This window comes from Amycolatopsis vancoresmycina (assembly GCF_000716785.1).
GTDB lineage: Bacteria > Actinomycetota > Actinomycetes > Mycobacteriales > Pseudonocardiaceae > Amycolatopsis > Amycolatopsis vancoresmycina.
The window spans coordinates 1-321 of the sequence record NZ_JNYY01000067.1; the positions used below are offsets into that span (position 1 = coordinate 1).

Annotated in this window: 1 rRNA gene; it reads left to right on the forward strand. The window is 56.4% G+C overall.

Annotation, left to right across the window (positions count from 1 at the left end):
• Positions 1–24: 24 nt before the first annotated feature.
• Positions 25–321: ribosomal RNA gene (locus OO60_RS44345) — 16S ribosomal RNA — on the forward strand; the annotation flags it as partial.

The window sequence follows — 321 nt, forward strand, 5'->3', positions numbered from 1 at the left end:
CATTTGCCTCGATTAAACTGTTCATTGTTGGAGAGTTTGATCCTGGCTCAGGACGAACGCTGGCGGCGTGCTTAACACATGCAAGTCGAACGCTGAACCGGTTTCGGCCGGGGATGAGTGGCGAACGGGTGAGTAACACGTGGGTAATCTGCCCTGCACTCTGGGATAAGCCTTGGAAACGAGGTCTAATACCGGATATCACTTCCCTGGGCATCCAGGGTTGTTGAAAGTTCTGGCGGTGCAGGATGAACCCGCGGCCTATCAGCTTGTTGGTGGGGTAGTGGCCTACCAAGGCGACGACGGGTAGCCGGCCTGAGAGGG